Source organism: Methylobacterium sp. C33D, assembly GCF_053345825.1.
Window position 1 is genome coordinate 37,853 of sequence record NZ_JBKFAV010000020.1, and the last position, 24,059, is coordinate 61,911.

Below are 24,059 nucleotides of genomic sequence, written 5' to 3' on the forward strand. Positions count from 1 at the left end.
CCGGGATCGGGGAGAACGTGCGTTCGGGCGTGTCCGTTTCCTAGCGCAACGCCGGAGGCCGGCCCATGGCGCCCGGCGCCCATCCGGCCTTCGCCCTTGACAGAGGGTGCCGGGCTGTCGCTCTCCCGCCCCATGCCGGATGACAGGGACGCAATCGCCATCGTGGGCGGGGGGCCCGCGGGGCTCGCCGCGGCCGAGCTGCTGGGCGAGGCCGGCCGCGCGGTCACGGTCTACGAGCGCATGCCGTCGGTCGCCCGCAAGCTGCTGATCGCAGGGCGCGGCGGCCTCAACATCACCCACAGCGAGGCGCGGGCGGAGTTCCTCGCCCGTTACCACCCGCGCGGCGCCCTCGACGCGGCCATCGCGGCCTTCCCGCCCGACGCGCTCAGGGCGTGGTGCGCGGATCTCGGCGAGCCGACCTTCGTCGGTTCGAGCGGGCGCGTCTTCCCGCGGAGCTTCAAGGCCTCGCCCCTGCTGCGGGCGTGGCTGGCGCGGCTCGACCGCCTCGGCGTCCGGATCCGGACCCGCCACCGGCTCACGGGGATCGCCGGGGGCCTGCGCTTCGAGACCCCGGACGGTCCCGTGGACCTCCGGCCCCGCGCCAGCCTGCTGGCCCTCGGCGGGGCGAGCTGGCCGCGCCTCGGCTCCGACGGGCGCTGGGTTCCGCTCCTCGAGGGGCTCGGCGTGGCGGTGGCGCCCCTGCGTCCGGCCAATGCCGGCTTCGCGGTCGCGTGGTCCGACCTGTTCCGGGAGCGGTTCTCCGGCGCGCCGCTGAAGCGGGTGGCCCTCGCCTGCGCGGGCACCACGGTGCGGGGCGAGGCCGTGATCACCGAGGCCGGCCTCGAGGGCGGGGCGATCTACGCCCTCTCGCGCGCCCTGCGCGAGGCGATCGCGGCCGGGGGCAGCGCGCGGCTCGTCGTGGATCTCCGCCCGGACCTGACCCGGGACGCCCTCGCCCGGCGCCTGTCCGGGGCCCGGCCGGGCGACTCGACCGCGACCCGGCTGCGCAAGGCCGCGGGCCTCGCGCCCGCGGCGGCGGGGCTGCTGCGCGAGGCGGCCGGCGGCACCCTCCCGGCGGAGCCCGGAACCCTCGCCGGGCTGATCAAGGCCGCGCCCATCACCCTCACCGCCTCGGCGCCGATCGAGCGGGCGATCTCGACGGCGGGCGGCGTCCGGCTCGACGCGCTGGACGGGCGGTCCATGCTGCGCGGCCATCCCGGCCTGTTCCTGGCCGGCGAGATGCTCGACTGGGAAGCGCCGACCGGCGGCTACCTCCTCCAGGGCGCCTTCGCGGGCGGCCGGGCGGCCGCCGCCGGGATGCTCGACTGGCTGCGCGAGACCGGCGGCTGAGCCGCCGGGATCAGGGCCGCGTGCAGAACCCGACGATGCCGGTCGCCTCCGCCGGGCAGCTGGCGCCCTCCCCGTCGTAGGTCGGCGCGCCGCCTTTGAGGCAGTGGGCCGTAACCAGCATCTCCCCGGTCGCGCAAGTGATCGCGCAGCCCCCCGGGCAGTCGGAGTTGCGCACGGGCCGCAGGCTGGCGGCCTCGCCCTTCGGGCCGGGGCCGCCCTGCGGCCCGATCGGCCCCCGCGAGCCCGGTGCACCCGAGGCGCCCGTGTCGCCCTTCGGGCCCGGTGCGCCCTGCGGGCCGGCCGCGCCCGCGGCACCGGGCTCCCCCTTCGGGCCCGGCTCGCCCTGGGGACCCGTCTCGCCCTTGAGGCCCTGGTCCCCCTTGGGACCCTGATCCCCTTTGGCCCCCGTCTCGCCCTTGGCCCCCGTCTCACCCTTGGCCCCCGTCTCGCCGGGCGGTCCCGCCGCACCCTGGGGACCGGGCGGTCCGGGCGGGCCCTCGGGCGCGCAGTTCGCCACGACCGCCTCGCGCTCGTCCGGCTCCGCCTTCAGCGTCACCACGCAGGTCGAGGGCCGGTAGGGCAGCCGGAAGGTGAACCGGCCGCGCCGGTCGGCCTGGATCGAGATGTCATCGTCCAGCACCACGATCGCGCCGGGCTTGCGCACGGAGCCCGAGATCCGCAGGTCTCCGGCCTCGATCCGCGCGTCGTAGACCATGATCGGCTGGCTCGGCGCCTGCGCGTGGCGGACCCGCGGGCGGGCCGGCCGCGCCCGCCCCGTCGCGGGGGCGGACGTGGCCGGATCCGGGGCTGCGGCCCCCGGCGGATCCGCCTGCTGGCCGAGCGCCGCCCCCGGCAGGGCGAGCAGGAGCGTCAGGGTAAGGGCTGAGCTGAGGGCTGAGCGCATGCGCGGTCCGGTTCGGCCGCGTCACGCGCGCGGCGTCCGGACATTGGTCTCGCGCTGCGATCGCGGTCAACCGCGACCTCGGAGCCCGCGGGGGCGGCCGATTCCACAGGCGTCCACACCCGTCCACAGGCCAAGCCGCTGCCGCCACGCGGGATTCCGGTCCCGTGCGGAAACCGTTTGTGCGTGTTCCTGTTATGTTCCTATCGTCCAGCATGACCGGAGCCGATGGAGATGGGGCTGGACCCTTCCGACGAGACCGAGGCGGCGATCGCGCGCGGCGATCCCCGGGCCCGGCTGGCGGACCTGCGGGCGCGCCTCGCGCCGCCGGACCGCGGCCGGGATCCGTCCCCGGTCCTGCCTACGGGCGTCCCGGATCTCGACGCGCACCTGCCCGGGGGCGGCCTCCTCCTCGGGCCACCCCACGAGATCGCGCCGGCCGAGCCCGCGGACGCGATCGCGGCCCTGGGCTTCGCCCTGGCGCTCTGCGCCCGCCACCTCGCCCGGGAGCCCGGGGAGGCGCTGATCGCCGCCGCGCCCGGCCAGCCCCTGCCCTACGGGTACGGCCTCGCCGGCCTCGGCCTCGACCCCGGCCGCCTGCTGCTGCTGGAGGCCGGCAGCGACGCGGAGGTGTTCCGCGCTCTGGAGGCGGCCCTGCACGCGCGGGCGCTCGCGGCCCTGATCGGCCTCCTGCGGGACGGGCTGCCGCTGAAGCCGGGCCGGCGCCTGCAGCTCGCCGCGGAAGGTCCGGCGCCGCCGCTCCTGCTGATCCTCCGGCCGGCGCCGGCCGGTCTGCCCAACGGGGCGGCCACGCGCTGGCGGATCGCCGCCGCGCCGGCGGCGCGGGACCGGTTCGGGACCCTGGACAGGCCGCGCTGGCGGGCGCGGCTCGAGCGCTGCCGCAACGGGCGGGGCGGCGACTGGCTTCTGGAGTGGGACCATGCCGCGCATCGTCTGCATCTGCCTGAGCCACTGGCCGGTGACGCGGCTGCGGCGGGCCGGTCTCGCGCCTGAGGAGGGGCCGCTGGCCGTTGCGGGCGAGGGCTCCGGGGGGCTGCGGCTGCTCGCTCTCGATCCGCAGGCCCAGGCCCTGGGACTGCGGCCCGGGGAGCCTCTGGGCCGCGTCCGGGCGCGGATCGGCGTGCCGCTCCAGGTCTACCCGGCCGACCCGGAAGCCGACCGGGCCGCCCTGCTGCGGCTGTGCCGCTGGGCCAGCGGCTACGCGCCCCTCGTGGCGCCGTTCGGACCCGCCGAGGCGGCGGATGGCCTCTACATCGACGTCGCCGGCGCGAGCCACCTGCGCGGCGGCGAGGCCAACCTCGTCGCGGACCTGGCCGCCCGGCTCGCGCGGAGCCGCATCCCGGCGGGGATCGCGCTGGCCGACACGCCCGGCGCCGCCTTTGCGCTCGCGCGGCAGGGCGGGCCCGATCCGGTCGTGGTGCCGCCGGGCGGGGCCTCGGCGGCCCTGCGGACCCTCCCGGTGGACGCCCTGCGCCTCGATCCCGGCACGGTGGCGGGCCTGAAGCGGCTGGGCCTGCGCCGGATCGGCGCGCTCGACGCCCTGCCCCGGGGCCCCCTCGCCCGCCGCTTCGGCGCGGCGCTGCTGCTGCGGCTCGATCAGGCCCTGGCCCGCCGGCCCGAGCCGCTGGCGCCCCTGACGGAGGCGGCCGACTACGCCGCCGCCCGCGGCTTCCTGGACCCGATCGGGCGGCAGTCGGACATCGTCCGGACCGCCCGGGACCTGATGGCGGAGACCGCGCCGCGGCTGGAGCGGGACGGGCTCGGCGCCTGCGCCCTGCGCCTCAGCCTGCACCGGGTCGACGGCGCCCTGCGCGCGATCGATCTCGGCCTGTCCCGGCCCGAGCGCGATCCGGAGCGGGTCGCGGCCCTCGTCGCCCTGCGCCTCGACCGGCTGGGCTCCGCCCTCGACGCCGGCTTCGGCTTCGAGACGGTGGCGCTCGCCGTGACGGTGACCGGCCCCATGCCGGCCCGCCAGGCGGATCTCGGCGCGGCGGCCGCGGGCGACGGGGTCGGGTTCCTGGCCGACGCCCTGGCGCAGCGGCTCGGGCGGGCGCTCCTGCGGCTCGAGCCGCGGGCGAGCTACCTTCCCGAGCGGGGCGAAAGGGGCCGGGTCTGGGTTGCCGGAGAGAGGCAGGGATCGGTGCCGAGGAGGAGCCCTGGCCAGTCCTGGGCATCGCCTCCCTCCCCCGCCGCGGGACACGCGGATCCGTACATCGGGGCCGGCAACGGGGTGTCCGGATCGATCGCGGGTCCCCTCCTCCGTGCGGGAGAGGGGGCGGAGCGCGCTCCTGCACCGATCGCGGCGTTCAGTCGGGATGCGCGACCCTCGCGACGCGGAGGCGGAGGAGGAGCCGCGCACCGGCGCCTCCCCCTGGACCGACCACCTCCCGCCCCGGCCCCTGGTGATCTTCCCCCGCGGCGAGGCCGCCTGCGACGTGCTCTCGACCGTCCCGGAGGGGCCGCCCCGGCGCTTCCGCTGGCGCGCCCGGATCCACCGGGTCGCCCATGCCGAGGGGCCCGAGCGGATCGCCGCCGAATGGTGGCGCGAGCCCGGCGCGGATCGCGACTACTACCGCATCGAGTGCGAGGCCGGGCACCGGCTCTGGCTCTACCGCGACGGCCCGCACGCCCCCGACCGACCGGCCGCGTGGTACGTCCACGGGCTGTTCGCGTGAGCGGCCCCACCTACGTCGAACTCGCCGTCACCACGAATTTCTCCTTCCTGCACGGCGCGTCCCACCCGCAGGAATTCGTCGTGCAGGCGGCGTCCTACGGCCTCGCGGCCATCGGCATCGCCGACCGCAACACCGTGGCCGGCGTGGTCCGGGCGCACGCGGCGGCACGCGCCCTCGAACCGCAGGGCACCGCGATCCGGATCCTGCCGGGGGTGCGCCTCGTCACCGAGGAGGGGTTCGAGGCCGTCACCTACCCGATGGACCGGGCGGCCTGGGGGCGACTCTGCCGGCTGCTCACCCTGGGCAACCGGCGCGTGCGCAAGGGCGACTGCCGCTTCTCCTTCGCGGAGATGCTGGAGGCCGCCGAGGGGCAGATGTTCATCGCCATGCCCCCGACCCGGCGCCTGCCGGAGGGGTTCCGGGCGCGGCTTGAGGCGCTCGCCGCAGCGGCGCCGGGCCGGACCTTCCTGGGGGCGAGCCACACGCGCCGCGGCGACGAGAGGCGGCGCCTCGGGCTCCTCGCCGAGCTGGGCGCGGCCTCCGGCGCCCCGATGGTCGCGGTCTCGGACGCGCTCTACCACCATCCCGAGCGCCGCCCGCTCCAGGACGTGGTCACCTGCATCCGCGCGGGTTGCCGGATCGGGGACGCCGGCTACCGGCTGGAGGCCAATGCCGAGCGCCACCTGAAGCCCGCCGCCGAGATGGCGCGGCTGTTCGCCGACCACCCGGGAGCGCTCGCCCGCACCGTCGAGATCGCCGAGGCCTGCGACTTCAGCCTGTCGCAGCTGCACTACGAGTATCCGGACGAGCCGGTGCCCCCCGGGCGCACGCCGCAGGAGTACCTGGAGGAGAAGACCTGGGAGCGGGCGCGCTGGCGCTACGGCGGCGAGGTCCCCGAAGCCGTCGCGGCGACGCTGCGCGAGGAGCTGCGGCTCATCGCCAAGATGGACTACGCCCGCTACTTCCTGACCCTGTTCGACGTGGTCGAGTTCGCCCGCGGCCGGGGCATCCTCTGCCAGGGCCGCGGCTCGGCGGCCAATTCCGCCGTGTGCTTCTGCCTCGGCATCACCGCGGTGGACCCGTCGAAGCACCGGCTGCTCTTCGCCCGCTTCATCTCGGAGAACCGTGGCGAGCCCCCCGACATCGACGTCGATTTCGAGCACGAGCGCCGCGAGGAGGTGATCCAGCACCTCTACGCCCGCTACGGCCGCGAGCGCGCCGCCCTCTGCGCGACGGTGATCCATTACCGCCCGCGCATGGCGATCCGCGAGGTCGGCAAGGTCCTGGGCCTGACCGAGGACGTGACCGCTTCGATCGCCGACACGGTCTGGGGCTCATGGGGCACCGGCATGCCGGACCGGCACGTGCGCGAGGCCGGCCTCGACCCGGAGAACCCCGCGATCCGGCAGGCCCTCGACCTCTCCCACCAGCTGATCGGCTTCCCCCGCCACCTGTCGCAGCACGTCGGCGGCTTCGTGCTGACCCGCGGCCGCCTCGACGAGACCGTCCCGGTGGGCAACGGCGCCATGGCGGACCGGACCTTCATCGAGTGGGACAAGGACGACATCGACGCGATCGGCCTGATGAAGGTCGACGTGCTGGCGCTCGGCATGCTGACCTGCCTCAAGCGCGGCCTCGACTTCTTGGAAAGGGACCACGGCACCTTCTACGAGACGCTCGCCGATCTGCCCCGGGAGGATCCCGCGACCTACGCCATGCTGGCCAAGGCCGATTCCGTCGGCGTGTTCCAGGTCGAGAGCCGGGCGCAGATGTCGATGCTGCCGCGCCTCAAGCCGAAGGAGTTCTACGATCTCGTGGTGCAGGTCGCGATCGTGCGCCCCGGCCCGATCCAGGGCGACATGGTCCATCCCTACCTGCGGCGGCGCTCCGGGATCGACCCGGTCGAGTACCCGGCCCCACACCCGGATCACGGCCCGGCGGACGAGCTGAAGGAGGTCCTGCAGAAGACCTACGGCGTGCCGCTGTTCCAGGAGCACGCCATGCAGATCGCCATCACGGCGGCGGGCTTCTCCCCGGCCGAGGCCGACGGCCTGCGCCGGGCGATGGCGACCTTCCGCCACGTCGGCTCGATCGGCGGGTTCCAAGAGAAATTCGTCGGCGGCATGACCCGCCGGGGCTACCCGCAGGATTTCGCCGAGCGCTGCTTCGCGCAGATCCGCGGCTTCTCGACCTACGGCTTCCCGGAGAGCCACGCGGCGAGCTTCGCGCTCCTCGTCTACGCCTCGGCCTGGATGAAGTGCCGCCACCCCGACGTCTTCCTGGCCGCGATCCTCAACGCCCAGCCGATGGGCTTCTACCAGCCGGCCCAGCTCGTGCGCGACGCCCGCGCCCACGGGGTCGAGGTGCGGGGCGTCTGCGTCAACGCCAGCGACTGGGACTGTACCCTGGAGCCGGCCGGGGATCCGAAGCGGCACGCCGTGCGGATCGGCCTGCGCGTCGTGCGCGGCCTGCCCGAGGCCGCGATGCGCCGGCTCGTGCGGCTGCGGGCCAACGGCTATGCCAGCATCGAGGGCCTGCAGGCGTCCCTCGCCCTGCCCCGCAACACCCTGGAGCGGCTGGCCGAGGCCGACGCGTTCCGCTCGCTCGGCCTCGACCGGCGCGCCGCCCTCTGGATGGTCCGCACCCTGGAGGGGACCGCGGCCCGCAAGGCCGCCAAGAGGGAGAGTGCGGCCGACGGCTCGGAGCGCCGCGCCCATCTCCTCGACGCGCCGCTCCCGCTCTTCGCGTGGCACGCCGATGACGGCCTGTTCCGGCACGAGCCGGCGGTGGACCTGCCGGCCCTGGCCCCGTCCGAGGCGGTGGCCGAGGATTACGCCGCCACCGGCCTGTCGCTCCAGGGGCACCCGGTCGCGTTCTTCCGGGGGCGGCTCACCCGGATCGGCGCGATCCCGGCCCGGGCCCATCTCGACCCTTCCCTGCCCCAGGGCGCGCGGGTCACGGTGGCGGGGCTCGTGCTGATCCGCCAGCGGCCGGGCACCGCCAAGGGCGTGGTCTTCCTGACCCTGGAGGACGAGACCGGTATCGCCAACGTGATCGTCTGGAAGACCGTGTTCGAGGCGAACCGCCGGACCGCCATGCAGGCCCGGTTCCTCGCGGTGCGCGGCCGGATCCAGCGGGCGGACGGGGTCGTCCACCTCGTGGCGGAGGGATTTCGCGACCTCACCGCCGCCCTGCGCGACCTGCGCGAGGCCGGCATGAAGCTGCCGCCCGAGAACACGGATTTCGGCGTACCCCCGGACCGGCGCGTGTATCGCAGCCGGGATTTCCACTGAGGGAAGCCCCTCGCCGGGCCCCTCGACAGGCCCCGCCCCGCGCGTAGAGTGCGGCGATGTCGAGCTTCGCCGTTCCGCGCCTCCTCCTCCTCGCCGCCTGCGCGGCCCTGCCCCTGCTGGCGCAGGCCGCCCGGGCCGACAGCTGCGACGACCTCACCCGCCAGATCGCCGACGCGATCGGCGGCCGGGTCGGCAAGCGCGCCGGCCCGAGCATCGACATCCGCGTGGCCGGACCGATCAAGTTCGACGTCACCTGCCGGGCCGAGCCGATCGTGCAGGCGACCTCCGCCGAGCCGAGCCCCTCGGCGACCTTCTTCCGCGACCTGTCGGTGGCCTCCGAGATCCTCGTCGGCCAACCGGCCGCGACCGTCGAGCCGATCATCGCCACCGCCTACCGGACCGCGCTGGCGGAGCGGCGCAAGTCGTTCATCCAGCAGAACGGCTGGTCGGCGTCCTGCTACACCGACCCGGGCAGCACCACGATGCGGACCCTCTGCTCGGTGGGGCGCATCCCGCCGGGATAGCCGCCTGACCGGGGGCGACCGTCCGGTCCTCCCCGGCTTCGGTCTCGCCTGCGCGATGGCCGATCTCGACGCCCGCTCGACCCTGGCGCGCGCCCGGACGTGCGGTGTTCCGGCGCCCGTCGAACCCCGGACCGCCGTCCTCGCGGGCGCAGCGAAGCGATCCAGGCGGCGCCACAATCACCGAGCGCGCGCTGCCCCGGCGCGCTTCGCCGCGCGCGATGACGGGGCGGCGTGCCCCGCCGAGCGCCCGCTCAGTACTCGATCACGCCGTCGAGCGCGTAGTGCTTCACGGTCTTCCGGTTGGCGATCAGCTCGTCGACCGTCGGCTCGCCCTTGAGGGCGCGGGCGATGGCGAGCTTCGTCGCCTCGTAGTTGGTCCGGTAGAGGTCCTTCTGGTCGAGGTTGTCGTCCTCGGCGCAGCGCTGATCGAGCCAGATCATGATGATCATGCACAGCTCGTCGAGCCCGTCCTTCGGCAGGATGCCCTCGATGATGCAGTCCACGATCGCGTCGCCGGTGGCGGCCTGGACCACGCCGCCGAGGAGCTCGGCATACTCGGCCGTGTGGATCGTGACCTTGGTGGTCATCATCGTGGCGGGGCGCACGAGCTGGTTGAGGTCGCGGACCACGAACATCCGCGTGTGGCCCTGGACCTGCCCCATCATCGACGCGAAGGCCTGGCCGACCGGACCGCGCACCGAGCCGATCAGCACCTCCGGCATGGCGTCGGTGTACTGGCCCTCGGCCGCCAGCACCGTGGCCTCGCCCGTGCGGAACCAGATCTCTTGCATGTTCGAACTCCACCTGATCGGAGCCCGCGGGAGACATCATCGCGCCGGCCGCGTCAATGAGCTCAGAGCAGGCCGACCCCGTCGAGCACGCCGACCAGTGCGAAGGCCACGGTGATCCCCGAGACCGCGTAGACCACCCACTTGTAGGCGCCCTCCACGCGCTGGCCCTCCGGCAGGCCGCGGGTAGCGAGCAGGATCAGGAGGCCGAGCGCGAGCGGCAGGAGCAGGGCGTTCATCACCTCCACGGCGATGTTGAGCGCCACGAGATTCGGAACGAGCTGCACGGCGCCCGCCCCCGCCGCGACCGCGAGCGCGAAGGCGCCGTAGAAGGCCGGCGCCTCCCGGGGCGACTGCTCCAGGGAGTGCGGCCGGCCGGTCACGTCGCCGAATCCCCAGGCCAGTGCCAGGGCCACGACGTTGAGCGCCACGAAGGCCGCCGCGATGATGCCGACCCCGAACACAACCTGCCCGAGCCAAGGCCCGAGGGCCGGCGTGAAGGCGCCCGCGAGGTCGCCGACCGTCTCGAGTCCCTTCGCGCTGCCCTGCCCGGCCTTGCCGATCGTGGCGGCGGCGGCGACGAGGATCGCGCCCATCACGCATTGCGAGACCACCGCGCCCACGAGCGTGTCGAGCCGCGAGCGCCGCGCGTGCTCCCAGCCCAGGCCCTTATCGACGATCGCCGACTGCTGGTAGAAGATCATCCACGGCATGATCACCGCGCCGATATTGGCCGCGATCAGCACCCTGAACTGGCCGTCGCCCAGCGGCATGTGCCCGAAGGAGGCGACGATCTCGGACACGTGCGGCCGCGCCGCGACGGCGAGCCCGACGAAGACCAGCTCGAACAGGCCGACGACGATCGCCACGACCTCGACGCGCCGGTAGCTGCCGGTGAGGACGAGCCCGAGGAGCAGGCCGGCCGGCAGGCCGAGGCTGACGAGCCGCGGCACCCCGAACAGGTCCCCGATGCCGGCGATGCCGGAGAATTCCGTCACGATGGCGCCGAGCCCGGCGACCACGAGGCCGCCGTACGAGATCCAGGCCCAGGACGGCCCGTACCGCTCCCGGATCAGCGCGCCGTGGCCGCGGCCGGTGGCGGTGCCGAGCCGCACCGTCAGCTCCTGGACGACGTACAGGATCGGCACCAGCAGGATCTGCAGGAGCAGCAGCGCGTAGCCCCAGCGCGCCCCGCTCTGGGCCGCCGTGATGAGGCTTCCGACATCGGTATCGGCCAGCATCACCACGAGTCCGGGACCCGCGGCCTTGAGGTAAGAGGACAGGCGAGGCAGGGAAGCGCTGGGCACGGCTCGGGAACAGTCCCGGGTACGGCCGGTTCCGGCGGGCGCCTGCGGCGTTTTCCCGGGGCGGGCGGGAGGAGCGTGAGATGGCGGAGAGCACGGATCGGGGCTCCGGCTGGAGCCTGCAGGCGAGCGCCGTGCCCGACGGGGTGCGCCTGGAACTCGCCCTGGCCGACCTCGGCGGCGCGCCGGTCACGGCCGCGATCGTGCTCGACCGGGCGGAGGCCCGGGCCTTCGCCCGCGCCCTGCTCGCCGCGGCCGGCGACGCCGCGGAGCGGACCTTCCCGAAACCGGGCGCCTGAGGGCGCGCCGCCGGCCGGTCAGCGCACGCCGAGACCCGGATTGCGGCCCGGCAGGCGGGGGACCACCGTGCCGCGCTTCTCGATCGGCGCGTCGCAGGCGTAGGCGAACTCGGTCTTCAGCGGATCGAACACGGTCTCGCCGGTGACCCGGCAATCCTCGCGCACGGTCTCGTCCAGATAGGCCCGGGCGGCGGTGCGGAAGCGCTTCACCCGGGTGGCGTCCGGCTCCGGATCGATCCGGACCTCGCTCAGATTGCAGCCGGCGTACTCGCGCAGGGCGTTGGAGACGATCAGCATCCGGCGCAGCTGCCGGTTGTCGTAGACCTCGTAGGGCTCCTTGCAGCCGATCGTCACGACCTGGGGGGTGAGCGCCACGTAGTTCCGCGAGATGTAGGAGAACCCGGTGGTGCAGCCGGCGAGGCCGAGGGCGGCGAGGCCGAGGGGCAGCAGAGCCGCGGGTCGTCGCATCCTCGTCATTCCATGAGGGTCCCAGCCCGCGCCCCGGATCCGCCGCCTGCCCGGCGGGGCACCGCGGTGCATTGAAACGGCTCCGCTTGCGCCGTCAATGCGTTTCTCGGCCTTCTCCCGCGGGCGCGCCGCGGCGCGCCGAGCGGAGCGGTGCCGCTCTTGCGGAACACTTGCGGAACGTTTAACCTGTTCGTGATTTGTTTCGGAGACCGTCACGTGGCGGTCCGCCAAGCCGCGAGTCCCCCGTCGATGCTCACGCGCAAGCAGCTGGACCTCCTGCGATTCATCCAGAGCCGGATGCAGGAATGCGGTGTCCCGCCGTCCTTCGACGAGATGAAGGATGCCCTCGATCTCAAGTCGAAATCCGGCATCCACCGGCTGATCACAGCGCTCGAGGAGCGCGGCTTCCTCCGGCGCCTCCCGAATCGGGCGCGCGCCATCGAGGTGATCCGCATCCCCGAGAGCCTGACCCAGGCCGTCCCGGCGACTCAGGCCCCCGCCGAGCCGCGCCGCTTCACGCCTAGCGTGGTCGAGGGCGGCAAGTCCAAGCCGCCGCCGGCCCCGGCGAGCACGCGGATGATCGACGAGTCCGGCCGCGCCATCTCGATCCCCGTCATGGGCCGGATCGCGGCCGGCACGCCCGTCTCGGCGATCCAGAACCAGAGCCACGCCATCACCCTGTCGCCGGACTTCGTGGCCGGCGGCGAGCACTACGCCCTCGAGGTGCGCGGCGACTCGATGGTCGAGGCCGGCATCCTGGACGGCGACCTCGTGGTCATCCGCAAGCAGGAAACGGCCAATACCGGCGACATCATCGTGGCGCTGATCGATGACGAGGAGGCGACGCTCAAGCGCCTGCGCCGCCGCGGCTCCTCCATCGCCCTGGAGGCCGCCAACCCGGCCTACGAGACCCGCGTGCTCGGGCCCGACCGGGTCCGGATCCAAGGCCGCCTCGTCAGCCTCGTCCGCCGCTACTGAAGCGGCTCGGCCGGCGCGTCGCCGGGGGCGAGGTCTCCGCCCGGCGCGGCGTCGGCCTCCGGCGTCGCGACGACCCCGTCCTCCGCGGCGCGGTCGCCCGGCTCCGCGGTGACCGGCCGCGGCTCTCCCGGCCCGCGCCCCGCGGCCGGCCGCCAGGGCACAGCGCGGCCGTCGTCCCGGGCGTAGCGCGCGGCGAAGCCGTCGCCGTCGGTCCGGAGAGCCACCGCCCCGCGGGCGGCGAGGACCCGCCGGTCGATCACCAGGGGGCCCGTGCAGGTCGGCGGCGCCGCGAGGCCCGTGATCAGGACCGCGGCGCGGGCGCAATCCTCCGGGAAGGCCCGCCGGTCCCGGACCAGGGCGACCGCCTGCCCGTCCGGCAGCCTGGCGGTGCAGCCGAGCCGGTCGCAGCGCCCGCTGCCCGACCGGACGATCAGCGCCGCGGGTCGCCGCCCGTCGCCGTCCGCCTTCAGCCACTGCTCGAGGACGAAGCCGGAGGGGCTTCCGAGGGCCGCGAGCCGCCCGTCCGGCCCCCGCACCGCGGCGCCCGCGCCCTGCCGGTCGACGTAGAGGTCGTAGCGGTCCGGCCGGGCCGCGAGGACGAGCCCGAGCAGGACCGGCGGCACGGCGAGCCAGCGCAGGCGCGAGGCCGGCAGCGTCGCCAGCAGCAGGCCGGCGGTGAGCAGCGCCAGCGCCCCGGCGCCGAAGGCCGGCAGCACCAGGATCGCCCGCTCGAACCCGGCGATCCAGTTCGAGATCGCCAGCATCCCGGCCACCGCCTGCCCCATCAGCCACCAAACCGGCCGGTCGAGGGCGAAGGGATAGGCGAGGCACCCGATCACCGCGGCGGGCATCACCACCAGGGAGACGAGCGGCAGGGTCAGGGCGTTGCCGACGAGGCCGAAGGGCTGGACGGTCTGGAAGTGGTAGGTGGCGAAGGGCGCGGTCGCGACCTGCGCCACCAGGGTCGTGGCCAGGGTCCCGGTGATCGCCGAGAGGCCCGCGCCGACGATCCGCCCGATCCGCCCTGCCCCCGGGCGCACGAACAGCCGGCCGTCAATCAGCCGCGCGCAGGCGATCAGCCCGGCCACGGCGCCGAAGGACATCTGGAAGCTCGGGCCGAGCAGGCCCTCCGGCTCCCGGGCGAGCGCGATCAGCGCCGCGAGGGCGAGGTTGCGCATCGACAGGGCCGGCCGGTCCACCAGGATCGCGCCCAGCATGATCAGGGTCATGATCAGCGAGCGCTCGGCCGCGATGTCCCAGCCCGAGAAGGCGCAGTAGGCGGTGACGCCGACCATCGCGAAGCCGGCGGCGATCTTCTTGATCGGCCAGAGCAGCGCGCAGAGCGGTACCGCCGCGAGAACCGCCCGGACCAGCCAGAACACCACGCCGGCGGCGAGCACCATGTGGAGGCCCGAGATCGACACCACGTGATAGATGCCGGCGGCGCGGAGCGCGTCGTTGGTCGCCGGTCCGATGAGGCCGCGCTTGCCGGTCACCAGGGCCGCCGCCACCGCGCCCGCTTGGCCGCCGGCGGCCTCCGCGATCCGGCGCGTGAGCCCGTTGCGCGCCGCGTCCAGCGCCGCGGCGAGCCGCAGGCCGAGCGGCGGCGGCCCGGACGGTTCCCGGACGGTGACGGCGCCGACCAGCGAGCCCACCGCGCCGATCCCCTGGAAGTAGGCGTCCCGGGCGAAGTCGTAGCCGCCGGGCCGGGCCGCCTCCGGGGGCGGCAGCAGCCGGGCCGTGGCGGCGACGCCGTCCCCGGGACGCGGGATCGGCGTCTTCCGGAACGAGACCCGGACCCGGGCGGGCCGTGCCTCCGGCGCGAGGCCGGCGAAGCTCTCCACCCGGATCACCAGCCGGGCGCCGACCTCGCGCTCGTCCAGGGCCTCCACCGTTCCGACGAGCGGGCCGATCGCGGTGCGGGTGAGGATCGGGGCGGCGACCTGCGAGACCCGCCAGGTCGCCGCCGCGAAGCCGAGGAACGCGGCCGCCACCGCGAGCGCCGCCGCGAGGGCTGCCGGCCGCGCGCCGAGGACGGGGACCGGGGCCAGCGCGAGGGCGGCCGCGATCAGGGGCGCGGCGAGGCTCGGCGCGCCGTCGGCCGCCGCGAAGTAGGCCAGGATCCCGCCGCCGAAGGCCACCGCCAGCCAGGGGAACAGACGGCGCTGCTCAACCTCGCGGGCGAGGCCGACGGCGGCCCAGTCGCGGAGCGCCGGGAGGGCGGGCGGGAGGGCTCGGACGCGCGGGCCGAGCAGCGCGACCGCGCCGTCCACCCGCCTCGCGCCGATCCGCCGCATCGCCGCCGCCCCGCTCCGCGCGACCTGTCGTCGGGGCCGGGCGATTCTGCGGGCGATTCTTAACGCATCCGCCGGCCCGTGCTACAGCGGGTTCTTCGTGCTACGGGCGCCCTGTCGAGCCCCTCGCCGCTCCGCCGCCCCTTCGCCGCCCTCTCGCCGTCCGTCGCGCCCCGCCCGCGACCAGCCCCGGAACGTACCGGACCGATGTCCTCAGCCGTCGTCACGCGCTTCGCCCCCTCGCCCACCGGCTACCTGCATATCGGCGGGGCCCGCACGGCCTTGTTCAACTGGCTCTACGCCCGCCACACCGGCGGCAAGATGCTGCTGCGCATCGAGGACACCGACCGCGAGCGCTCCACCAAGGGGGCGATCGACGCGATCCTCGACGGCCTCTCCTGGCTCGGCCTCGACTGGGACGGCGACGTGGTTTTCCAGTTCTCCCGCGCCGAGCGCCACCGCGCGGTCGCCGAGGAGCTGCTGGCCGCGGGCCGCGCCTATCACTGCTACGCCACCGCCGAGGAACTCGCGCAGATGCGCGAGACCGCCCGCGCGGAGGGGCGCGCCCCGCGCTACGACGGCCGCTGGCGCGACCGCGACCCGTCCGAGGCCCCCGCCGGGGTCAAGCCGGTGATCCGCCTGCGCGCGCCGACCGAGGGCGAGACGGTGGTCGAGGACGCCGTCCAGGGCCGCGTGACCTGGGCCAACAAGGACCTCGACGACCTCGTCCTGCTGCGCTCGGACGGGACGCCGACCTACATGCTCGCCGTCGTGGTCGACGACCACGACATGGGCGTCACGCAGATCATCCGCGGCGACGACCACCTCACCAACGCGGCGCGCCAGAGCCAGATCTTCTCGGCCCTCGGCTGGGAGATCCCCCGGATGGCCCATATCCCGCTGATCCACGGGGCGGACGGGGCCAAGCTCTCGAAGCGCCACGGGGCGCTCGGCGTCGAGGCCTATCGCGACCTCGGCTACCTGCCGGCGGCGCTGCGCAACTACCTCGTGCGGCTCGGCTGGAGCCACGGCGACCAGGAGGTCTTCTCCACCGACGAGATGGTCGCGGCCTTCGACCTCGGCGCGGTCGGCCGCTCGGCGGCGCGGTTCGACTTCGCCAAGCTCGCCAACCTCAACGGCCTCTACATCCGCACCAGCGCCGATTCCGACCTCGTCGCGGCGATCGAGACCATCCTGCCCAACGTCGGGCCGGAGCGCGGCCTGTCGGCGCCGCTGCGGCCCGACCTCAGGAACAAGCTCATCCAGGCCATGCCGGGCCTGAAGGAGCGGGCCAAGACGCTGATCGAGCTCCTCGACAGCGCCTACTATCTCTACGCCCAGCGGCCCCTGGCGCTGGACGACAAGGCCCGCGCTCTCCTCTCCGACGAGGGGCGCGGCCGCCTCGCCGGGGTGCGGCCGGTGCTCGAGGCGCTGCCCGACTGGAGCGCGGCCGCCACCGAGGGCGCGGTGCGCCAGTACGCGGAGGCGGCCGGTTGCAAGCTCGGGCAGGTTGCCCAGCCCCTGCGCGCGGCGCTGACCGGCCGCACCACCTCCCCGCCCCTGTTCGACGTCATGGCGGTGCTCGGCCGGGAGGAAACCCTGGCGCGCCTCGGGGATCAGGCGCCGCAGGGCTGAGGCAGGGCAGAGACAGGGCTGGGATCGCCGCGCCCGGACCGGGGGCGGACAGGGAACTGCCGGCCCCGGCCCGGATTGCGTTGGGTGGAATCCGGTTGGCGGAATTCGCTTGGCGACGGGGGCGGGTTGTCACCGACCCCGTTGCTGCTGCACTGCCGTTTGGGTAACCCATGGCTGTGAGCACCCGCAGCATAATGCGTGTGCTCAGGCCCCCGGGACCGACTCGGCCAGCCCGAGGCCGGCATCCGCCACGTCGCCAGAGAAGGGTCCACGATCCATGAGCGCACCCAGCACCATCACCGTGGACGGCAAGTCGATCGAGCTGCCGGTGAAATCCGGCACGATCGGGCCGGACGTGATCGATATCGGCAAGCTCTACGCCCAGACCGGCGCCTTCACCTTCGACCCGGGCTTCACCTCGACGGCCTCGTGCGAATCGAAGATCACCTACATCGACGGTGACGAGGGCGTGCTGCTGTACCGCGGCTACCCGATCGAGCAGCTCGCCGAGAAGGGCGACTTCCTCGAGACCTGCTACCTGATGCTGTTCGGCGCCCTGCCGACCGCCGCCCAGCGGGCCGATTTCGAGTACCGGGTCACGCGCCACACCATGGTGCACGACCAGATGAACCGGTTCTTCACCGGCTTCCGCCGCGACGCGCACCCGATGGCCGTGATGGTCGCCTCGGTGGGCGCCCTCTCGGCCTTCTACCACGATTCGACTGACATCACGGACGAGAGCCAGCGGCTGATCGCGTCGATCCGCATGATCGCCAAGATGCCGACGCTCGCCGCGATGGCCTACAAGTACTCGATCGGCCAGCCCTTCGTGTACCCGAAGAACGACCTCGACTACACGTCGAATTTCCTGCGCATGTGCTACGCGGTGCCGTGCGAGGAGTACGAGGTGAACCCGGTCTTCGCTCGGGCGCTCGACAAGATCTTCATCCTGCACGCCGACCACGAGCAGAACGCCTCGACCTCGACGGTGCGCCTCGCGGGCTCCTCGGGCGCCAATCCCTTCGCCTGCATCGCGGCCGGCATCGCCTGCCTGTGGGGCCCGGCCCATGGCGGCGCCAACGAGGCCGCGCTCAAGATGCTGATGGAGATCGGCACCCCGGAGAACGTCGGGAAGTACGTCGCCAAGGCCAAGGACAAGAACGACCCGTTCCGCCTGATGGGCTTCGGTCACCGGGTCTACAAGAACTACGACCCGCGCGCCCGGATCATGCAGAGCACCACCCACCAGGTGCTGAAGGAGCTCGGCAAGACCGACGATCCGCTGCTCCACGTCGCCATGGAGCTGGAGCAGATCGCCCTCAAGGACGAGTACTTCATCGAGAAGAAGCTCTACCCGAACATCGATTTCTACTCGGGCATCACCCTCAAGGCGATGGGCTTCCCCACCGACATGTTCACGGTGCTGTTCGCGGTGGCCCGCACGGTCGGCTGGATCGCCCAGTGGGCCGAGATGATCGAGGACCCGTCGCAGAAGATCGGCCGTCCGCGCCAGCTCTACGTCGGCCCGGCCCAGCGCGACTACGTGGCGGTCGACCAGCGCGGCTGAGGCGGAGCCTGTCCTCGGATACGATTCGGGGGCGGCCGAGAGGCCGCCCTTCGCGGTTTCGGAGGTGATCGAACTCCGACTGCCCTTTCGGCCGCCCTACGACTGGGCGGCGATCCGCGCCTTCCTGGCCAAGCGGGCAATTCCCGGTGTCGAGACGGTCGAGACCGACGGCTCGGCCTATGCGCGCACCGTGCATCTGGCGGGGCGCCACGGCATCCTGACGGTGCGGCCCGGGGACGAGGGCCTACGGGTCGGGCTCCGTTGCGTCGATCCGGCCGACGTTCCCGCGGTCACCGCGCGCCTGCGACGCCTGTTCGACTGCGACGCCGACCCGGCCGCCATCGTGGATTGCCTCGCCGGGGATCCAGTTCTGGCGCCCCTCGTGGCGGCTCGGCCGGGCTTGCGCCTGCCGGGCGCCTGGGATCCGTTCGAGACCGGCTGCCGGGCGATCCTCGGGCAGCAGGTCTCCGTCGCCGCCGCGATCGGGCTCGCGGGGAAACTGGTCGCGGCCTTCGGGACGCGGCTCGCCGCGCCGGTCGGCGGCCTGACCCATGTCTTCCCGGCGCCGGACGATCTCGTCGAGGCGGATGTGGCCCTGGCGCTCAACATGCCGCGGGCCCGCGGCGCGGCGATCCGGGCGCTCGCGGCGGCGGCGCTGGCCGATCGGGACCTGTTCGCCCCGGCGGGAAGCCTGGAGGAAGCGGTGCTGCGCTTCACGGCGATCCGGGGGATCGGGCCCTGGACGGCACAGTACATCGCCATGCGGGCGCTCAAGCTGCCCGACGCCCTGCCGGTGGGCGATGTCGGCCTGCTGCGGGCCCTGGAGAGCGGCACCGGCCGTCCCAGTCCGGCCGCGCTGCTGGCGCGGGCCGAGGCGTGGCGCCCGTTCCGGGCCTACGCGGCGCAGCACCTCTGGGCGGCGGACGAGGCGGCCGCGAAGGGACGGTGAAGCGAGGGGCGTCGTTCGTTCCCCACATCGCCAGGGTGGGCTGACGCCAGTGCCGGTCGGGGGCTCGGATTCGATGTCGGACGGGGACGAGAAGCTCGTCGCGAACGAGCGCATCAAGTTCACGTCGACCTACGCCAATGGTCTCGCTGTCGCGATCTTCGCTGTGGGTGGTTTCGCGCCGTTCATCTCGACTGCGCTATCGGATAGCCCTCACTTCGCGACCGTACTCGTCGCGATGGCGATTGGCTGGATCATGACTGGCGTCATACTTTGGGTCGTGAGGCACGCCTTGCGGAACCTTCGCCCATGACGATAGCCCAGTTTCTCCTTTTGCTCGCTGTCCCAATCGGTGGGGGCGTGCTGGCCCTGGGTGCGCTCTGGTTAGACCAGCGTTCGCACCGACATAGGACTCATCGCACCCGCTCTTGATCCCGAGGCGCCGGAGCATGTCAGATGCGCCCTTCCAGGCCCGCTGACGCGGTCACCTCAGGATGAGGGCGCGGGTTGGAAGCCCGTCACCCTCTCGCCCTCTCTCAGCGCCCGAACCGCTCGAACTTCGGGAAGCTGCGCGCCATCATCAGCCCGACCTCGGCCCGGTGGCCGAGCCACTTCTCCAGCACCGAGGCGTTGGCGAGTCGGCCCTCCGGAGAGCCGTCCTGCCAGGGCAGGCCGTCGGCGAGCTTGAACACGTGCGCGTCGAGGAGCGTCCCGCTGCGGCAGCGCTGGAGCCGGACCCCCTTGCCGCGGGCGAGTTCGGCAACCTCGGAGACCGGGAAGATCAGGAGCAGCTTCTCGGTGTTCACCACCGCGACGTGGTCGCCCTCGGCCGGCACCAGCACGGCCGCGGTTGCGTCGCCGTCGAGGCCGAGCACGCTCTTGCCCTTGCGGGTGTTGGCCACGAGCGCGTCGGCGGGCGCCACGAAGCCGCGCCCGTCGGAGCCGGCGATCAGCAGCTTGGTCTCCGGCCGGTAGGGTAGCGCCGCCACGATCTCGGTGCCGTCGTCGAGGTCGGCCATCAGCCGGACCGGGTCGCCGAAGCCGCGCCCGCCCGGCAGCTTCGAGGCCTCCAGGGTGAAGACCTTCCCGTTCGTGGCGAGCAGCAGGATCTTCTGGGTCGTCTCGGTCGGGAAGGCGATCTTCAGGGTGTCATCGCCCTTGAACGCGATGCCCGAGAGATCGGCGACGTGGCCCTTCAGTGCCCGGATCCAGCCCTTGGTCGAGACGATCACGGTGATCGGCTCGCGCTCGACCAGGGCGGCGGTGAAGTCGATGCCGCCGACATCCGGCGGGCTCGCCAGCGTCGTGCGGCGCCTGCCCAGCTTGGTCTCGGGCCCGAAGGTCTTCTTCACGGCGCGGATCTGCGCCTGGATCGCCTTCCACTGCGCCGGCTCGGAGGCCAGCAGCGCGTCGATCTCGGCCTTCTCGGCGGTGAGCGCCTCGAACTCGCGCTTCAGCTCCATCTCCTCCAGCTTGCGCAGGGACCGCAGCCGGGTGTCGAGGATCGCGTTGGCCTGCACCTCGGTCAGCTCGAACCGGGCCATGAGGGCGGCCTTCGGCTCGTCCTCCTCGCGGATGATGCGGATCACCTCGTCGAGGTCGAGGTAGACGATGAGCAACCCGCCCAGGATCTCCAGGCGCCGGTCGATCTGGCCGAGGCGGTAGCGCGAGCGGCGCTGCAGGACCACGCGGCGGTGGTCGACCCACTCGCGCAGGCACTCGGCGAGCCCGATCACCTTCGGCACGAGGCCGCCGACCAGGACGTTGAGGTTGAGCGGGATGCGGGTCTCGAGTTCCGTGAGCCGGAACAGCGACTCCATCAGGATCACCGGATCGACCGTGCGCGAGCGCGGCTCCAGCACCACGCGCACGTCCTCGGCCGACTCGTCGCGCACGTCGGCCAAGAGCGGCAGCTTCTTCTCCTGCAGCAGCTCGGCCATCTTCTCGATGAGCCGGCCCTTCGGGATGCCGTAGGGGATCTCGGTGACGACGATGTTCCAGGTGCCGCGGCCGAGATCCTCCTTGGCCCAGCGGGCGCGGACCCGGAAGGCGCCGCGGCCGGTCCGGTAGGCCTCGGCGATCGATTCGGCCGAGTCGACCAGGATGCCGCCGGTCGGGAAGTCCGGCCCCTGCACGAACTTGGCGAGCTGTCCCGAGGTCGCCTCGGGGTGGTTGATCAGGTAGAGCGCGGCGTCGCACAGCTCGGCGGCGTTGTGCGGCGGGATCGAGGTCGCCATGCCGACCGCGATGCCCTGGCTGCCGTTGGCGAGCAGGTTGGGGAAGGCCGCCGGCAGCACGACCGGCTCCTCCTTCTCGCCGTTGTAGGAGGGCCGGAAATCGACCGTGTCCTCGTCGATGCCGTCGAGGAGCAGGCGTGCGACTTCGGTGAGCCGCGCCTCGGTGTAGCGGTAGGCGGCGGGGCCGTCGCCGTCGATGTTGCCGAAATTGCCCTGGCCGTCGACCAGCGGGTAGCGCTGGGCGAAGTCCTGGCTGAGCCGGACGAGCGCGTCGTAGATCGCTTGGTCGCCGTGGGGGTGGAAATCGCCCATCACGTCGCCGACGATCTTCGCGCACTTCTTGTGCGCGGTGGTCGGGTCGAGGCGGAGCAGCCGCATCCCGTACAGGATGCGCCGGTGCACCGGCTTCAGCCCGTCGCGGGCATCCGGCAGGGCCCGGTGCATGATCGTGGAGAGCGCGTAGGCGAGGTAGCGCTCCTCCAGGGCGGATTTCAGCTCGACGCTCTCGATCCCGTCGCCGGACGGCGGCTCGAAGGGCTGGCCCATGACGGCTCCTGTCTCAGGGCGGGGCCGCCGAACGGCCGCGCCACCTCATGCAGCGGTCCGTCATTCCGGGGCGCGGGAGGCGCGCCCGGAATCCAGACCCGCCTGCCGTCCCGGAGGAGACCGACGATCCTGCCGGGTCGCGCGCGCGTCTGGATTCCGGGCTCCGCTCCGCGGCCCCGGAATGACGGGTTTGTTCGTCCCGGGTCGAGCGGCGCTCAGGCCCGGGCGTGATTGGAACAGAACACGAACATTACCCGGCCTCGCGGCCGAGCGCAACGAATCGCGCCCGCTCCTCGGGCGGCCCGAGGCCGCGCGGGCCCCAGACGTGCCGGTCGAGGAAGTACCCCGTCAAGGTAAACCCTTGCGCAACGCCGTCGGGACCGGGGGATCCGCCCGCGTGCAGGAAGGTCGGCAGCGCCAGCAGGCGGTCCCTGTAGGGCTCGCCGGCCGAGGCGCTGACCGCCCGGCCGCTCTTGGGCGACACGTAGGCCAGGCCATCGTTGCCGCCGGTGGCCGCGCAGGCGGTGAGGTCGAGGCCGAAGCCGAGCTCCGACAGGATGGCCAGCTCGAACCGCACCATCAGGGGCGGCGCGACGGCGGGATCGTCGAGATGCTCGATCAGGATCCCCGCCGCCTCGTAGAGCGCCGGATGCGGGTCGCGCTCGGGGAGCAGCCGCAGCAGGGCCGCCATGTGGTTCATGCCGTAGAGGGCGAGGCTCGATCCGATCAGCCGCGAGACCTGCGAATCCAGGGGCTCGACCGCGTAGGCGCCGAGCCCCTCGTCGAGGCGCGCCCGCCACGTCAGGCGGACCCGGTTCCCGGCCTGCAGCACGGGCTGCATCCGGCGCGAGCGGCCGCCATGCACGAGGCCGAGATGGCGCCCGTGGGCCTCGGTCATGGCCTCGAGGATGACGCCGGTCTCCCCGTGCCGGCGCAGGCCGAGCACCAGGGCGTCGTCGGTCCACTGCATCGAACGTCGCGTCTTCGTGAGAGGAGTCGGGTGAGAGGCGTGCGCCGCGCGTGCCCCCCATATAGGGAGTCGCGGCCGTCGGCGCTGCCCCGCGCGGTGCCAAGCCCCGGGCAGCCTTGGCCGGGTAGCGGTGACCGATGCCGCGCCGCGCCGCCCTCACCGCCCTCCTGGTCCTCCTCGCCGCCGGTGCGCGGGCCGCGCCGCGGGCACCGGAGCCCGCCGCCGAGGCCGTCCCCTCCCCGGCCCTCCTCCGGCGCATCGCCGCCCTGGCGCTCAGGCAGGTCGATTTCGGCGCGGCGTCCCTGCTGCCGGTCCGGTTCGCGGGCAGCCGGATCGCCGGGCCGATCGCGGAGGGCGGCCGGGTGATCTACTGCGTCTCGGGTCGCATGTACGGCCGGACCTTCGGCAAGCCCGAGCGCCCGAGGATCGCGCTGGTCGCAGAGAACGACCGGCTCTCGGTGCTCGACGACGACGAGGTCTGCATCGGGCATCGCACCCGGCCCTTCCCCGAACTCGACGCGCTGGGCAACAAGCCGTGAGGCCTGGGCGTTGACGGCCCATGCCCGCCGCGCCCGCCCGCACCCTCGACCTCAGCCTCGACCTGATCGCCCGCGCCCACGCCGTCCCGATCCCCGACGACCCGAGCGCCCTCGAGGTTCTCTCGGACGCGGAGCTGCGCCCCGGGCTCGACGCGATCGTCGCCGGGCGCGAGGGCAGCGACCTCTGGGTCTTCGCCTACGGCTCGCTGATGTGGAATCCGGAATTCCCGGTGGCCGAACGCCGGATCGGGACGGTGCGCGGCTTCCACCGCCGCTTCTGCCTGCTCCAGCGCCGCTTCCGCGGCACTCCGGAGCGGCCGGGCTTCGTCCTGGCGCTGGACCGCGGCGGCCTGTGCCGGGGCGTGGCCTTCCGCCTGCCCGGCATGGAGATCCGCGAGGCGCTGATGCCGGTCTGGCGCCGCGAGATGCGCGGCCGCGGCTACGTCGCCCGCTGGCTGCCGGTCGCCACCGAGGCCGGGACCGTCCCGGCCCTGACCTTCCTCGCCAACCGGGCCAGCGACCGCTACGCCGGCCGCCTCTCGGATACCGAGATCGCCGAGAAGATCGCCGCGGCCTGCGGTCACAAGGGGCCGAGCGCCGAGTACCTGTTTCGGACCGTGGAGGCCTGCGAGCGCCTCGGCATCCGCGACCGCCACCTCTGGAACCTCCAGGCCCTGGTGGCCGCGCGGCTCAGGGCCTGCGCGCCTGCGGCGTGAGACGGTCT

The 24,059-nt window shown here is 73.7% G+C and carries 20 protein-coding genes and 1 pseudogene; 14 read left to right on the forward strand and 7 right to left on the reverse strand.

What is annotated here, in order from left to right:
- The first annotated feature begins 132 nt into the window (after positions 1-132).
- Entirely contained in the window at positions 133-1,350 is a 1,218-nt protein-coding gene (locus ACLBXO_RS17270; RefSeq protein WP_447686109.1) for a TIGR03862 family flavoprotein, read from the forward strand.
- Positions 1,351-1,360: 10 nt separating this feature from the next.
- On the opposite strand, the gene ACLBXO_RS17275 is transcribed toward ACLBXO_RS17270, so the two are convergent.
- On the reverse strand, positions 1,361-2,254 hold the full coding sequence (locus tag ACLBXO_RS17275; RefSeq protein ID WP_447686110.1) for a collagen-like protein: 894 nt from the start codon (positions 2,252-2,254) through the stop codon (positions 1,361-1,363).
- 225 nt (positions 2,255-2,479) lie between these two features.
- Between ACLBXO_RS17275 and ACLBXO_RS17280 the strand changes: the two genes are divergently transcribed.
- The 5 genes and pseudogenes from ACLBXO_RS17280 to ACLBXO_RS17300 all read left to right on the forward strand — a co-directional run bounded on the left by ACLBXO_RS17280 (position 2,480) and on the right by ACLBXO_RS17300 (position 8,764).
- A complete protein-coding gene (locus ACLBXO_RS17280) occupies positions 2,480-3,265 on the forward strand; it encodes an ImuA family protein (RefSeq protein ID WP_447686111.1) in 786 nt (261 codons plus the stop codon).
- A pseudogene (locus ACLBXO_RS17285) lies at positions 3,192-3,590 on the forward strand (Y-family DNA polymerase); the annotation flags it as partial. The gene ACLBXO_RS17280 and the pseudogene ACLBXO_RS17285, both read left to right, overlap by 74 nt.
- Before the next feature lie 997 nt (positions 3,591-4,587).
- Positions 4,588-4,947, forward strand: coding sequence for a DUF6504 family protein (locus ACLBXO_RS17290; RefSeq protein ID WP_447686146.1), 360 nt, complete (start codon positions 4,588-4,590; stop codon positions 4,945-4,947).
- A complete protein-coding gene (locus ACLBXO_RS17295; RefSeq protein ID WP_447686147.1) occupies positions 4,944-8,240 on the forward strand; it encodes an error-prone DNA polymerase in 3,297 nt (1,098 codons plus the stop codon). The genes ACLBXO_RS17290 and ACLBXO_RS17295 overlap by 4 nt, the downstream gene beginning before the upstream one ends.
- A 56-nt stretch (positions 8,241-8,296) precedes the next feature.
- Positions 8,297-8,764, forward strand: a complete 468-nt coding sequence (locus tag ACLBXO_RS17300; protein ID WP_447686112.1) for a hypothetical protein — start codon at positions 8,297-8,299, stop codon at positions 8,762-8,764.
- Positions 8,765-9,015: 251 nt separating this feature from the next.
- On the opposite strand, the gene fae is transcribed toward ACLBXO_RS17300, so the two are convergent.
- Together fae and ACLBXO_RS17310 are read right to left on the reverse strand one after the other, a co-directional pair.
- Positions 9,016-9,555, reverse strand: coding sequence for a formaldehyde-activating enzyme (fae, locus tag ACLBXO_RS17305; RefSeq protein ID WP_020092273.1), 540 nt, complete (start codon positions 9,553-9,555; stop codon positions 9,016-9,018).
- Between the two features lie 62 nt (positions 9,556-9,617).
- The gene (locus ACLBXO_RS17310; protein WP_447686113.1) at positions 9,618-10,793 is read right to left on the reverse strand and encodes an NRAMP family divalent metal transporter; all 1,176 of its coding nucleotides are present in this window, start codon (positions 10,791-10,793) and stop codon (positions 9,618-9,620) included.
- A gap of 146 nt (positions 10,794-10,939) precedes the next feature.
- Between ACLBXO_RS17310 and ACLBXO_RS17315 the strand changes: the two genes are divergently transcribed.
- Positions 10,940-11,155, forward strand: a complete 216-nt coding sequence (locus tag ACLBXO_RS17315; protein WP_012318997.1) for a hypothetical protein — start codon at positions 10,940-10,942, stop codon at positions 11,153-11,155.
- Between the two features lie 18 nt (positions 11,156-11,173).
- On the opposite strand, the gene ACLBXO_RS17320 is transcribed toward ACLBXO_RS17315, so the two are convergent.
- Entirely contained in the window at positions 11,174-11,623 is a 450-nt protein-coding gene (locus ACLBXO_RS17320) for a hypothetical protein (RefSeq protein ID WP_331314545.1), read from the reverse strand.
- 249 nt (positions 11,624-11,872) lie between these two features.
- Here ACLBXO_RS17320 and lexA point away from each other — a divergent pair, with 249 nt between their 5' ends.
- Positions 11,873-12,601, forward strand: a complete 729-nt coding sequence (lexA, locus tag ACLBXO_RS17325; RefSeq protein ID WP_331314547.1) for a transcriptional repressor LexA — start codon at positions 11,873-11,875, stop codon at positions 12,599-12,601.
- On the opposite strand, the gene ACLBXO_RS17330 is transcribed toward lexA, so the two are convergent.
- Positions 12,595-14,898: a ComEC/Rec2 family competence protein gene (locus ACLBXO_RS17330; RefSeq protein WP_447686114.1), complete on the reverse strand. Its 2,304-nt coding sequence runs from the start codon at positions 14,896-14,898 to the stop codon at positions 12,595-12,597. The two genes, lexA and ACLBXO_RS17330, sit on opposite strands and share 7 nt — an antisense overlap.
- Positions 14,899-15,102: 204 nt before the next feature.
- On the opposite strand from ACLBXO_RS17330, the gene gltX reads away from it, so the two are divergent.
- The 4 genes from gltX (at position 15,103) to ACLBXO_RS17350 (ending at position 19,356) form a co-directional block, all read left to right on the forward strand.
- On the forward strand, positions 15,103-16,530 hold the full coding sequence (gene gltX, locus ACLBXO_RS17335; protein WP_447686115.1) for a glutamate--tRNA ligase: 1,428 nt from the start codon (positions 15,103-15,105) through the stop codon (positions 16,528-16,530).
- Between the two features lie 277 nt (positions 16,531-16,807).
- The gene (gene gltA / locus ACLBXO_RS17340) at positions 16,808-18,097 is read left to right on the forward strand and encodes a citrate synthase (RefSeq protein WP_273563803.1); all 1,290 of its coding nucleotides are present in this window, start codon (positions 16,808-16,810) and stop codon (positions 18,095-18,097) included.
- A 64-nt stretch (positions 18,098-18,161) separates the two neighbouring features.
- The gene (locus ACLBXO_RS17345; protein ID WP_447686116.1) at positions 18,162-19,046 is read left to right on the forward strand and encodes a DNA-3-methyladenine glycosylase family protein; all 885 of its coding nucleotides are present in this window, start codon (positions 18,162-18,164) and stop codon (positions 19,044-19,046) included.
- A 73-nt stretch (positions 19,047-19,119) separates the two neighbouring features.
- Entirely contained in the window at positions 19,120-19,356 is a 237-nt protein-coding gene (locus ACLBXO_RS17350; RefSeq protein WP_447686117.1) for an amino acid transporter protein, read from the forward strand.
- Positions 19,357-19,579: 223 nt separating this feature from the next.
- Here ACLBXO_RS17350 and parC read toward each other — a convergent pair whose 3' ends face one another.
- Both parC and recO read right to left on the reverse strand, forming a co-directional pair.
- Positions 19,580-21,826 (reverse strand): DNA topoisomerase IV subunit A, encoded by a 2,247-nt coding sequence (gene parC, locus ACLBXO_RS17355; protein WP_331314554.1) that lies wholly within the window; start codon positions 21,824-21,826, stop codon positions 19,580-19,582.
- Between the two features lie 250 nt (positions 21,827-22,076).
- Positions 22,077-22,796: a DNA repair protein RecO gene (gene recO, locus ACLBXO_RS17360; protein ID WP_331314556.1), complete on the reverse strand. Its 720-nt coding sequence runs from the start codon at positions 22,794-22,796 to the stop codon at positions 22,077-22,079.
- Between the two features lie 137 nt (positions 22,797-22,933).
- Between recO and ACLBXO_RS17365 the strand changes: the two genes are divergently transcribed.
- Positions 22,934-23,335 (forward strand): hypothetical protein, encoded by a 402-nt coding sequence (locus ACLBXO_RS17365; RefSeq protein WP_447686118.1) that lies wholly within the window; start codon positions 22,934-22,936, stop codon positions 23,333-23,335.
- A 20-nt stretch (positions 23,336-23,355) separates the two neighbouring features.
- On the forward strand, positions 23,356-24,051 hold the full coding sequence (locus ACLBXO_RS17370; protein WP_331314560.1) for a gamma-glutamylcyclotransferase: 696 nt from the start codon (positions 23,356-23,358) through the stop codon (positions 24,049-24,051).
- Positions 24,052-24,059 lie beyond the last annotated feature (8 nt).

What these genes read in the sequence shown, in the direction of transcription:
- ACLBXO_RS17270 (WP_447686109.1), top strand. Translation starts at nt 133, where the DNA reads ATGCCGGATGACAGGGACGCAATCGCCATCGTGGGCGGGGGGCCCGCG.
- ACLBXO_RS17275 (WP_447686110.1), bottom strand. Translation starts at nt 2,254, where the DNA reads ATGCGCTCAGCCCTCAGCTCAGCCCTTACCCTGACGCTCCTGCTCGCC.
- ACLBXO_RS17280 (WP_447686111.1), top strand. Translation starts at nt 2,480, where the DNA reads ATGGAGATGGGGCTGGACCCTTCCGACGAGACCGAGGCGGCGATCGCG.
- ACLBXO_RS17290 (WP_447686146.1), top strand. Translation starts at nt 4,588, where the DNA reads ATGCGCGACCCTCGCGACGCGGAGGCGGAGGAGGAGCCGCGCACCGGC.
- ACLBXO_RS17300 (WP_447686112.1), top strand. Translation starts at nt 8,297, where the DNA reads ATGTCGAGCTTCGCCGTTCCGCGCCTCCTCCTCCTCGCCGCCTGCGCG.
- fae (WP_020092273.1), bottom strand. Translation starts at nt 9,555, where the DNA reads ATGCAAGAGATCTGGTTCCGCACGGGCGAGGCCACGGTGCTGGCGGCC.
- ACLBXO_RS17310 (WP_447686113.1), bottom strand. Translation starts at nt 10,793, where the DNA reads ATGCTGGCCGATACCGATGTCGGAAGCCTCATCACGGCGGCCCAGAGC.
- ACLBXO_RS17315 (WP_012318997.1), top strand. Translation starts at nt 10,940, where the DNA reads ATGGCGGAGAGCACGGATCGGGGCTCCGGCTGGAGCCTGCAGGCGAGC.
- ACLBXO_RS17320 (WP_331314545.1), bottom strand. Translation starts at nt 11,623, where the DNA reads ATGCGACGACCCGCGGCTCTGCTGCCCCTCGGCCTCGCCGCCCTCGGC.
- lexA (WP_331314547.1), top strand. Translation starts at nt 11,873, where the DNA reads ATGCTCACGCGCAAGCAGCTGGACCTCCTGCGATTCATCCAGAGCCGG.
- ACLBXO_RS17330 (WP_447686114.1), bottom strand. Translation starts at nt 14,898, where the DNA reads ATGCGGCGGATCGGCGCGAGGCGGGTGGACGGCGCGGTCGCGCTGCTC.
- gltX (WP_447686115.1), top strand. Translation starts at nt 15,103, where the DNA reads ATGTCCTCAGCCGTCGTCACGCGCTTCGCCCCCTCGCCCACCGGCTAC.
- gltA (WP_273563803.1), top strand. Translation starts at nt 16,808, where the DNA reads ATGAGCGCACCCAGCACCATCACCGTGGACGGCAAGTCGATCGAGCTG.
- ACLBXO_RS17350 (WP_447686117.1), top strand. Translation starts at nt 19,120, where the DNA reads ATGTCGGACGGGGACGAGAAGCTCGTCGCGAACGAGCGCATCAAGTTC.
- parC (WP_331314554.1), bottom strand. Translation starts at nt 21,826, where the DNA reads ATGGGCCAGCCCTTCGAGCCGCCGTCCGGCGACGGGATCGAGAGCGTC.
- recO (WP_331314556.1), bottom strand. Translation starts at nt 22,796, where the DNA reads ATGCAGTGGACCGACGACGCCCTGGTGCTCGGCCTGCGCCGGCACGGG.
- ACLBXO_RS17365 (WP_447686118.1), top strand. Translation starts at nt 22,934, where the DNA reads ATGCCGCGCCGCGCCGCCCTCACCGCCCTCCTGGTCCTCCTCGCCGCC.
- ACLBXO_RS17370 (WP_331314560.1), top strand. Translation starts at nt 23,356, where the DNA reads ATGCCCGCCGCGCCCGCCCGCACCCTCGACCTCAGCCTCGACCTGATC.